This is a genomic window from Pseudomonas meliae (genome assembly GCF_001400515.1).
Classification (GTDB): domain Bacteria; phylum Pseudomonadota; class Gammaproteobacteria; order Pseudomonadales; family Pseudomonadaceae; genus Aquipseudomonas; species Aquipseudomonas amygdali.
This window is the reverse complement of the sequence record NZ_LJQT01000359.1, coordinates 18,826-29,351: the sequence shown is the minus strand read 5'-3', so window position 1 is coordinate 29,351 and position 10,526 is coordinate 18,826. Positions and strand designations below refer to the sequence as shown.

Below are 10,526 nucleotides of genomic sequence, written 5' to 3'. Positions count from 1 at the left end.
TTGCTCGGAGCTTCCTTAACAAAGAGCAAGTCATAAACTTCAATAAATAAGGAAATAACTTACATTGGTTAAGAAGAAGTCTTACCTGATGATGCGTGGAAGCACACAACGTTGTATCACATGAAAACCGCGCTCCTCTGCAACAATCAACCATGGCCGATGCAGATGGCCCGCGCATGGTCGAAAGCCTGGGCGGAAATAGCCTGGTCGTATGGTTACCAGGATGGCTCGGTAGCTGCCTGTCACACCCCGATGAATGAACGAAGACTTCATCGTTTCAGGAAAGCAGAAAGCAGAAAGCAGAAAGCCCGCACAAGGCGGGCTTTCTGTTTGCTTCAAGGAGTTCAAGGGCCTTGAAGCTGAATATGGCGCAGCGGACGGGACTCGAACCCGCGACCCCCGGCGTGACAGGCCGGTATTCTAACCGACTGAACTACCGCTGCGCATTGTGGACTTGCGTCCTTTTGATACTTTGAAAGCCCTCGTACTTCAGCTTTCAAACTCAACGATGGTGGGTGATGACGGGATCGAACCGCCGACCCGCTGCTTGTAAGGCAGCTGCTCTCCCAGCTGAGCTAATCACCCTTCACTCTCGGTGTGGCGCGCATTCTACGGAGCGACCTGCACTCTGGCAAGCACTTTTTTAAATAATTTTTATAATCCTTCCAAAGGCTTACAAACGCTCTGTGCAGGGTTGGCCGCAGCCGCCGAGGAGCGAATAATGCCCGCCTTTGTATAGAAAGAGAGACTCACCTCATGTGGTTCAAAAACCTGCTTGTCTATCGCCTGACCCAGGACGTGCCTTTCGATGCCGAAGCGCTGGAGACAGCACTGGCAACCAAACCGGCTCGTGCCTGCGCCAGCCAGGAGGTGGCCACCTATGGTTTCGTCGCTCCTTTCGGCAAGGGCGAGGACGCTCCATTGGTACACATCAGCCAGGACTTCCTGCTGATTGCTGCACGCAAGGAAGAGCGCATTCTGCCGGGCAGCGTTGTACGCGACGCGCTCAAGGAAAAGGTCGACGAGATCGAAGCCGAGCAGATGCGCAAGGTCTACAAGAAGGAACGTGATCAGCTCAAGGATGAAATCATCCAGGCCTTTCTGCCGCGTGCGTTTATCCGCCGCTCCGCGACCTTCGCTGCCATCGCGCCAAAGCAGGGCCTGATTCTGGTCAACGCCTCCAGCCCGAAACGCGCCGAAGACCTGCTGTCGACCCTGCGTGAAGTGATCGGCTCGTTGCCGGTACGTCCGCTGACCGTCAAGGTTTCGCCAAGTGCGACCATGACCGACTGGGTCAAGACCCAGAAAGCGGCCGACAACTTCTTCGTGCTGGACGAGTGCGAACTGCGCGACACCCACGAAGACGGCGGCATCGTACGTTGCAAGCGTCAGGACCTGACCAGCGACGAAATTCAGCTGCACTTGAACACCGGCAAGGTCGTCACCCAGCTGTCGCTGGCCTGGCAGGACAAGCTGTCGTTCGTGCTGGACGACAAGCTGGTGGTCAAGCGCCTGAAGTTTGAAGACCTGCTGCAGGATCAGGCGGAACAGGACGGTGGCGACGAGGCACTGGGCCAGCTGGACGCCAGCTTCACACTAATGATGTTGACCTTCGGCGAGTTCCTGCCGGAACTGTTCGACGCGCTGGGCGGCGAGGAAATCCCGCAGGGGATCTGATCCCCGCCCGTCGCTGCCTGCAACACCGCGCCGTCCTGTGAGACGGCGCGTTCATTTCACACAGGTTTTTTTTACAGGAGGGAGCACCCCATGCGTGCGTTGGCAGCCTTGAGTCGGTTTGTCGGTAATACCTTTGCTTATTGGGTGCTGCTTTTCTGTTCCCGCAGGCCTTTATCGGTCTGAAAAGCTGGATCGTACCGCTGCTGGGTCTGGTCATGTTCGGCATGGGTCTTACCTTGAAGCTGGAAGATTTCTCTGAGGTGGCGCGAAACCCGTGGCGCGTTGCGCTGGGTGTGGTCGCGCACTTTGTAATCATGCCCGGTGTGACCTGGTTGCTGTGTCAGGTGTTTCAACTGCCGCCGGAAATCGCTGTGGGTGTGATTCTGGTCGGCTGCTGCCCGAGCGGTACGTCATCCAACGTCATGGCCTGGCTGGCCAAAGGTGATCTGGCGCTGGCGGTGGCAATCGCGGCGGTGACCACCCTGCTCGCCCCGCTGCTGACCCCGACCCTGATCTGGTTACTGGCGTCGGCGTGGCTGCCGGTGTCCTTCCTCGATATGTTCTGGTCGATTCTGCAACTGGTCATGCTGCCGATCGTGCTCGGTGTGGTTGCACAGCGTCTGCTGGGCGCACGGGTCAGCTACGCCGTGGACGTGCTGCCGCTGGTCTCGGTGGTTAGCATCGTAATGATCGTCTGCGCCGTAGTTGCCGCCAGCCAGGCGAAAATCGCCGAATCGGGCTTGTTGATCATGGCCGTGGTGATCCTCCATAACACCTTCGGCTTTTTGCTGGGTTATTTCACCGGCAAGGCCTTCAAGCTGCCATTGGCGCAACGCAAGTCACTGGCGCTGGAAGTCGGCATGCAGAACTCCGGCCTGGGCGCTGCACTGGCCAGCGCACATTTCTCGCCGTTGGCGGCGGTGCCGAGCGCGCTGTTCAGCGTCTGGCACAACATTTCCGGTGCGTTGCTATCGACGTATTTCAGGAAGATGCCGGAGGAAGAAACCAAGCCGGGCCTTTGATCAGCGGCGGCACCTGAAGGTGACGCAGAGCGTCACGAAATACCTGCCTAAGAGCATTGGCACGGTAGTCATATCGTGCCAATGCAGCGCGGAGCGCTTATTGCACCTTCCCTCTCAGTGCCTTCACCTCTTCACGCACATCCACCGGCGTTGCAACATCTGCTGCAATGGGCGAACCCGCGACCAGCACCACACGCGACCAGAGGCGACGGAACAGGGTCTTGCTCGGGTCACGGCTGAAAAAGCTGCCCCACAACCCTTGTAGTGCCAGCGGAATGACCGGCACCGGGGTTTCCTCAATGATGCGGCTCATGCCGCTCTTGAAGCCGCTGATCTCGCCGTCGGTGGTCAGCTTGCCTTCCGGGAAGATGCACACCAGCTCGCCTTCCGCGAGGTACTGAGCGATGCGCTTGAACGATTGCTCGTAGATGTCCAGGTCCTCGTTGCGCCCGGCAATCGGGATGGTCCCAGCCGTGCGGAAGATAAAGTTGAGGACCGGCAACTGGTAGATCTTGTAGTACATAACAAAACGGATCGGCCGCCGCACTGCACCGGCAATCAGCAACGCATCGACAAAGGACACATGGTTGCAGACCAGCAGCGCTGCGCCCTCATCTGGTATCCGGTTCAAATCGCGATGCTCGACGCGGTACATGGAATGGCCCAGCAGCCAGATCATGAAGCGCATGGTGAACTCGGGGACGATTTTGAAGATGTAGATATTGACGGCGATGTTCATCAGCGACACCGCCAGAAACAGCTGCGGAATCGACAGTTTGGCGAAGCTCAGCAGCAGGATCGAAACAATCGCCGAAACCACCATGAACAGCGCGTTGAGGATGTTGTTGGCAGCAATGACCCGTGAGCGCTCTTTCACCGGTGTTCGCGACTGGATCAGGGCGTACAACGGCACGATATAGAAGCCGCCGAACACGCCGATGCCCAGGATATCGAACAACACCAGCCAGCCCTGCCCGTAGGAAAGGACCGCCAGCCAGTCGTTGGCCTGCACGTTCTGCGGGAAACCACCGGAATGCCACCACAGCAACAGACCGAAAATCGTCAGCCCCATCGAGCCAAACGGCACCAGCCCGATCTCGACCTTATGCCCGGATAACCGCTCGCAAAGCAGCGAGCCCAGCGCGATGCCGATGGAGAACACGGTCAGGATCAGCGTAACGACCGTTTCGTCGCCATACATCCATTCCTTGGCATAAGCCGGGATCTGCGTCAGATAGATCGCCCCCACGAACCAGAACCACGAGTTGCCGACAATCGAGCGCGAAACCGCAGGCGTTTGCCCCAGCCCCATGCGCAAGGTCGCCCATGACTGGGTGAAGATGTTCCAGTTGAGCTTCATCTCCGGCGAGGCGGCATCGGCGCGCGGGATACCGAAGCTGGCCAGGAACCCCAAGCAGGCGACCAGCACGATGGCAGCCGCAACAACCCAGGCATAGTGCGCAGAAGACATCATCACGCAAGCACTGATGGTGCCGGCCAGAATCGCCAGAAAGGTGCCCATCTCGACCAGCGCGTTGCCGCCGACCAGTTCGCTCTCGCGCAGGTGCTGAGGCAGGATCGAATATTTGACCGGCCCGAACAGCGCCGAATGCGTGCCCATGGCGAACAGCGCCGCCAGCATCAATTCAAGGTGATCGAACAGAAAGCCCGCAGCCCCGACCGCCATGATGACGATCTCGCCGAACTTGATAATGCGGATCAGCGTGTCCTTGGGGTACTTCTCGCCGAACTGCCCGGCCAGCGCCGAGAACAGGAAAAACGGCAGGATGAACAGCAAGGCACACAGATTGACGTATATCGAACGATCCCCGTCGATGCTCAGCTTATAGAGGATGGCGAGGATCAATGACTGCTTGAAAATATTGTCATTGAACGCCCCGAGGGACTGCGTGATGAAAAACGGCAGGAAACGGCGTTTCCCGAGCAAGCTGAATTGTGACTGTTGGCTCATCGTCCGTGGTCCTGAGAGGCTGGGGTAAACTGACGTAGCCGCCAATCCGAGGCACATTGAAGACGTAACGCTGCCGAATGTCGATAGGACATTTCTTTTTACAAAACACCCCGCACCTTTTTTCATCGTTACTAGCGTTTGCGTAACAGCTGCGACACCCCGCCACGCTCGACCTTGGTCGACAAAGACGAAGCGCGGCCATCGTGCGAGACTGCGCGCTGTCGATACGGTGTGGAATTTCATATGTCGCTGTCCAGCGGGCTGATTGCGGTCGTTGCCTTGTCCTATATGGCCATCATGTTCGCCATCGCCTTTTACGGCGACCGGTACAGCGCATCGCTGCGCCCGACCATGCGCGCCTGGGTCTACAGCCTGTCGCTGGCGGTGTATTGCACCAGCTGGACGTTTTTCGGTGCGGTGGGTCAGGCCGCCGAACAGCTGTGGTCGTTCCTGCCGATTTATCTGGGGCCTATCGTGCTGATGGTGCTGGCACCCTGGGTGCTGCAGAAGATGGTGCTGATCAGCAAGCAGGAGAACATCACCTCCATTGCCGACTTCATCGCGGCACGCTACGGCAAGTCCCAGTCACTGGCGGTCATGGTCGCGCTGATTTGCCTGATCGGCATGCTGCCGTATATCGCGCTGCAACTGAAAGGCATCGTGCTGGGCGTGAATATCCTGATCGGTGCCGTGGCTGATTCCACCGGCACCCGCGCTCAGGACACCGCGCTGGTGGTGTCGCTGATTCTGGCGTTGTTCACCATCGTCTTCGGCGCACGTAATCTGGATGTGACTGAACACCATCGCGGTATGGTGCTGGCTATTTCAAGCTGTTCGCGTTCATGGCAGTCGGCGTGTTTGTCACGTTCGGCCTGTACGACGGATTCGACGACCTGTTCAATCAGGCCAAACTTGCGCCACGCCTCGAGGAATACTGGCAAGACACGATCAACTGGCCGTCGATGTTCGTGCAGACCGGTGTGGCGATGATGGCGATTGTCTGCCTGCCGCGACAGTTTCACGTCACGGTGGTCGAAAACATCGAGCCTCAGGACCTGAATCTCGCCAAATGGGTGTTCCCGGCCTATCTGGCACTGGCGGCATTGTTCGTCGTGCCGATTGCGCTGGCCGGACAAATGCTGCTGCCCGCGTCCATGCTGCCCGACTCGTTCGTGATCAGTCTGCCACTGGCGCACGCTCACCCGTCACTCGCCCTGCTGGCCTTCATCGGCGGCGCATCGGCGGCAACCGGTATGGTGATCGTCGCCTGCGTGGCGCTGTCGACGATGATATCCAACGACATGCTGCTGCCCTGGCTGTTAAGGCGCAAAAACACCGAGCGGCCGTTCGAAGCGTTTCGTCACTGGATGCTCTCGGTAAGGCGCATCAGCATTGTGATGATTCTCCTGCTGGCCTATGTCAGCTACCGGATGCTGGGCTCAACGGCCAGCCTGGCGACTATCGGGCAGATTGCCTTCGCCGCGATCACCCAGTTGGCACCGGCCATGTTCGGTGCGCTGTACTGGAAGCAGGCTAACCGGCGTGGTGTCTTTGCAGGCCTGGCGGCGGGGATCTTCATCTGGTTCTACACCTTAGTATTGCCGGTCGCGGCGCATGGCATGGGCTGGTCGCTGAGCAATTTCCCGCTACTGTCCTGGCTGCACAGCAATCCGTTCGACCTGCCGATCTCACCGATGACTCAGGGCGTGGTGCTGTCGATGGCCGGCAACTGCACGCTGTTCGCCTGGGTGTCGATGTTGTCGCGCACCCGAGTGGCGGAGCACTGGCAGGCAGGTCGTTTCATTGGCCAGGAAACCCAGGGGCGCGACTTCAGCCGACCGCTGCTCGCCGTCCAGATAGAAGACCTGCTCAACCTCTCGGCGCGCTTTGTTGGTGAAGACCGGGCGCGTCAGAGCTTCATTCGCTTCGCCAACAGACAAGGCAAGGGTTTCAACCCCAGTTTGAATGCCAACGGAGAGTGGATCGCGCACACCGAGCGGCTGCTGGCTGGCGTGCTCGGCACTTCCTCGACCCGCGCCGTGGTCAAGGCTGCTATTGAAGGGCGCGACATGCAGCTGGAAGACGTCGTACGCATCGCCGACGAAGCGTCCGAAGTCTTGCAGTTCAACCGTGCGCTGTTGCAGGGGGCCATCGAAAACATTACCCAGGGCATCAGTGTGGTGGATCAGTCCTTGAGGCTGGTGGCCTGGAATCGCCGCTACCTCGAGCTGTTCAATTACCCCGAAGGCCTGATTGGCGTCGGCCGGCCGATTGCCGACATCATTCGCTACAACGCCGAACGTGGGCTGTGCGGGCCGGGTGAGGTCGAAGTGCATGTAGCGCGACGCCTGCACTGGATGCGTCAGGGCCGCGCGCACACCTCGGAGCGGCTGTTCCCCAACGGGCAGGTGATCGAGCTGATCGGCAATCCGATGCCTGGCGGCGGTTTCGTCATGAGTTTCACCGACATCACCGCGTTTCGTGCCGCCGAACAGGCCCTCAAAGGCGTCAATGAAAGCCTTGAGCAGCGTGTCGCCGCACGTACCCATGAGTTGTCGCAGCTCAATCAGGCGCTGACCGAGGCCAAGGGCACCGCCGAAGCCGCCAACGAATCGAAAACCCGCTTTCTGGCCGCCGTCAGCCATGACCTGATGCAGCCGCTGAATGCTGCAAGGCTGTTTTCTGCTGCGCTGTCGCATCAGCAGGACGGAATTTCCAGCGACGCCCAGCAATTGGTCCAGCATCTGGACAGCTCGTTGCGTTCTGCCGAAGACCTGATCAGCGACCTGCTGGACATCTCGCGCCTGGAAAACGGCAAGATCACCCCGGACCGCCAACCATTCCCGCTCAACGCGCTGTTTGACACCCTGGGCGCCGAATTCAAAGCGCTGGCCCAGGAGCAAGGTCTGAATTTTCGTGTCAGAGGCACTTCACTGCGCGTCGACAGCGACATCAAGCTATTGCGCCGGGTCCTGCAAAACTTCCTGACCAATGCTTTCCGCTATGCCAAAGGCCCTATTCTGCTGGGTGTCAGGCGTTACGGCGACAGCCTGAGCCTTGAGGTCTGGGACCGCGGGCCGGGCATCCCCGAAGACAAGCGCCAGGTGATCTTCGAAGAATTCAAACGCCTCGACAGCCACAAGACTCACGCAGCGAAGGGGCTGGGCCTGGGGCTGGCTATTGCCGATGGTTTGTGTCGCATTCTCGAGCACCCTTTGCAGGTGCGTTCGTGGCTTGGCAAAGGCAGCGTTTTCAGCGTGCGGGTGCCACTGGCAGCAGCCCCGGCGACAATGCCCGACACGCTGCCGGATGTCAGCCGACCCGCGCTGAACGGCACGCAGGTGCTGTGTGTCGACAATGAAGACAGCATCCTGATCGGCATGAACAGCCTGCTATCACGCTGGGGTTGTCAGGTGTGGACCGCTCGCAGTCGTCAGGAATGCGAAGCACTGCTGAACAATGGCGTCAGGCCGCAGATTGCGTTGGTGGATTACCATCTGGATGAGGGCGAGACCGGCACTGAACTGATGGCCTGGCTAAGAACACGCCTGGGGCAACCAGTGCCGGGCATGCTGATCAGCGCCGATGGTCGTCCGGAGTTGATCGCTCAGGTGCACGCAGCAGGACTCGATTACCTGCCAAAACCGGTCAAGCCTGCAGCGCTGCGAGCGCTGCTGAGCCGGCATGTGAATCTGGACTGAGAAAGGGCTGACGGTTGTTCGCCGTGACCGCGGACAACCGGATCAAAGCGGTTGCTCAACCAAACAACCAGTAGCCCAACAATGTCAGCACCACCACCGCCAGCACAGGCCGCAAAACGCGGTAAGCCTTGGGGTTGGCGCGCTTGAACTGCTTGACCTTGCCACTGAAGCCGTCGCTGAAGCGCTTGCTGAACGCATACGCCTGATTGATCCCGCCGACCCGCTCGTCGTCCAGATTCTGCGGCGCGGTTGCGCGGCCCAGAAACGCACTGACGCTGCGGTTCACACGCGTCATGAAGCGGTTGGTCAGCGGACGCTCGACGTCACAGAACAAAATCACCCGGGTCTGCGGCGTTTCATTCTTGACCCAGTGCACGTAGGTCTCGTCGAACATCACGTCCTGGCCGTCACGCCAGGCGTATTCCTTGCCATCGACAAAGATCCGGCAGTCATCGGAGTTCGGCGTCGACAGCCCCAGGTGATAACGCAGGGAACCGGCGAACGGATCGCGGTGCGGATTGAGGTGGCTGCCGCCTGGCAACAGCGCGAACATCGCGCCTTTGACGTTGGGAATGCTGTTGACCAGCTCAACGGTCTTCGGGCACAGCGCTTCGGCAGATGGCAGTGCCTTGTCATACCATTTCAGATAAAAACGCTTCCAGCCCTTCTTGAAGAACGAGCCGAAACCGGCGTCGTTATTCTTCTCGTCCGCACGAATGTAGCCTTCATCGAACAGGTGCATGGCTTCGTCGCGAATGGTTTCCCAGTTGTCCTTGAGGATATCCAGCTCAGGGAATTTGCTGCGATCCAGATACGGCTCGGAGGGCACACGGGAAAACAGGTACATCAGTGCGTTGTAAGGCGCGAACAATGCCGAATGGTTGACGAACTGCCGCAACAGGGGCAGCCGGGCCCGACCGCGCAAATGAACGTACAGCGTGCTGCCCAGAAACAGCATCAGGATCGATGCCTTGGCAACAAATGAAAGGGTCATGAAGCTCTCCTTGAAGCGGGCAGATAACGCCAAACGTCACGCGGGCAGTACTGATGCATGATTCTGAATGAAGGACCGCAAGCACCGGACGAACAGAGATAATCGTCCGGTGACGCGTAAGCTGGCCATCATAAACCCTTGCGTTGCCCGCATGAAGTGCACACTTGCGAAGATGTGTTACTGGGAAAGCTCCTGATCGGTAAACAGGTCGCTGAACAGCATGCTGGACAGGTAACGTTCGCCAGAGTCAGGCAGGATCACCACGATAGTCTTGCCCTGCATCTCCGGTTTTTCAGCCAGACGGACGGCTGCCGCCATGGCTGCTCCGCAAGAGATACCGCAAAGGATGCCCTCTTCCTGCATCAAGCGCCGCGCCATGGCCTTGGATTCCTCATCGGTGACACGCTCTACGCGGTCCACAATCGACAGATCGAGGTTTTTCGGAATGAAACCGGCACCGATGCCTTGAATCTTGTGCGGGCTGGGTTTGATCTCTTCACCGGCCATCGCCTGGGTGATAATCGGCGAACCGTCTGGCTCGACCGCAACCGACAGGATCGGCTTGCCTGCGGAGTGCTTGATATAGCGGGAAATACCGGTGATAGTCCCGCCAGTCCCGACGCCTGCCACCAGTACGTCGATAGCGCCGTCGGTGTCCGCCCAGATTTCAGGGCCGGTAGTCTTTTCATGGATGGCCGGGTTGGCCGGGTTCTCGAACTGTGCGGGCATGAAATATTTTTCCGGATCGCCCGCCAGCAGCTCTTCTGCCTTGGCAATCGCGCCTTTCATCCCCTTTGCCGGTTCAGTCAACACCAGTTCGGCACCCAACGCCATGAGTACCTTGCGACGTTCTATGCTCATGGAAGCGGGCATGGTGAGCATCAATTTGTAACCACGGGCGGCGGCAACGAATGCCAGGCCAATCCCGGTATTGCCCGAGGTCGGTTCGACGATGGTCATGCCGGGCTTGAGTTTGCCGCTGCTTTCAGCGTCCCAGATCATGTTGGCGCCGATACGGCACTTGACGGAGTAGCCCGGATTACGCCCCTCGATCTTGGCCAGAATCGTGACACCGCGTGGCGCAATACGATTGATCTGCACCAGCGGCGTATTACCGATGGAATGGGCGTTATCAGCGTAGATACGGCTCATGAAAGTGT

4 protein-coding genes, 2 tRNA genes and 2 pseudogenes are annotated in these 10,526 nt (G+C 58.9%); 3 read left to right on the top strand and 5 right to left on the bottom strand.

Features of this window, described 5'->3' with window-relative positions; genetic code table 11:
* Positions 1-366 precede the first annotated feature (366 nt).
* Together ALO64_RS17140 and ALO64_RS17135 are read right to left on the bottom strand one after the other, a co-directional pair.
* Positions 367-443: transfer RNA gene (locus ALO64_RS17140), tRNA-Asp, on the bottom strand.
* Between the two features lie 66 nt (positions 444-509).
* Positions 510-585: transfer RNA gene (locus ALO64_RS17135), tRNA-Val, on the bottom strand.
* A gap of 171 nt (positions 586-756) precedes the next feature.
* Here ALO64_RS17135 and rdgC point away from each other — a divergent pair.
* Together rdgC and ALO64_RS17125 are read left to right on the top strand one after the other, a co-directional pair.
* The gene (gene rdgC / locus ALO64_RS17130; RefSeq protein WP_002552626.1) at positions 757-1,677 is read left to right on the top strand and encodes a recombination-associated protein RdgC; all 921 of its coding nucleotides are present in this window, start codon (positions 757-759) and stop codon (positions 1,675-1,677) included.
* A 90-nt stretch (positions 1,678-1,767) separates the two neighbouring features.
* Positions 1,768-2,699: pseudogene (locus ALO64_RS17125) on the top strand (bile acid:sodium symporter family protein).
* A gap of 97 nt (positions 2,700-2,796) precedes the next feature.
* Here the strand turns inward: ALO64_RS17125 and ALO64_RS17120 are convergent.
* Positions 2,797-4,671, bottom strand: a complete 1,875-nt coding sequence (locus ALO64_RS17120; protein ID WP_044344562.1) for an MFS transporter — start codon at positions 4,669-4,671, stop codon at positions 2,797-2,799.
* 243 nt (positions 4,672-4,914) lie between these two features.
* Here ALO64_RS17120 and ALO64_RS17115 point away from each other — a divergent pair.
* A pseudogene (locus tag ALO64_RS17115) lies at positions 4,915-8,372 on the top strand (hybrid sensor histidine kinase/response regulator).
* A 55-nt stretch (positions 8,373-8,427) separates the two neighbouring features.
* Here the strand turns inward: ALO64_RS17115 and ALO64_RS17110 are convergent.
* A complete protein-coding gene (locus tag ALO64_RS17110; RefSeq protein ID WP_044344563.1) occupies positions 8,428-9,366 on the bottom strand; it encodes an aspartyl/asparaginyl beta-hydroxylase domain-containing protein in 939 nt (312 codons plus the stop codon).
* 177 nt (positions 9,367-9,543) lie between these two features.
* The gene (gene cysK / locus ALO64_RS17105; RefSeq protein WP_044344564.1) at positions 9,544-10,518 is read right to left on the bottom strand and encodes a cysteine synthase A; all 975 of its coding nucleotides are present in this window, start codon (positions 10,516-10,518) and stop codon (positions 9,544-9,546) included.
* Positions 10,519-10,526 lie beyond the last annotated feature (8 nt).

What these genes read in the sequence shown, in the direction of transcription:
- ALO64_RS17110 (WP_044344563.1), bottom strand. Translation starts at nt 9,366, where the DNA reads ATGACCCTTTCATTTGTTGCCAAGGCATCGATCCTGATGCTGTTTCTG.
- ALO64_RS17120 (WP_044344562.1), bottom strand. Translation starts at nt 4,671, where the DNA reads ATGAGCCAACAGTCACAATTCAGCTTGCTCGGGAAACGCCGTTTCCTG.
- rdgC (WP_002552626.1), top strand. Translation starts at nt 757, where the DNA reads ATGTGGTTCAAAAACCTGCTTGTCTATCGCCTGACCCAGGACGTGCCT.
- cysK (WP_044344564.1), bottom strand. Translation starts at nt 10,518, where the DNA reads ATGAGCCGTATCTACGCTGATAACGCCCATTCCATCGGTAATACGCCG.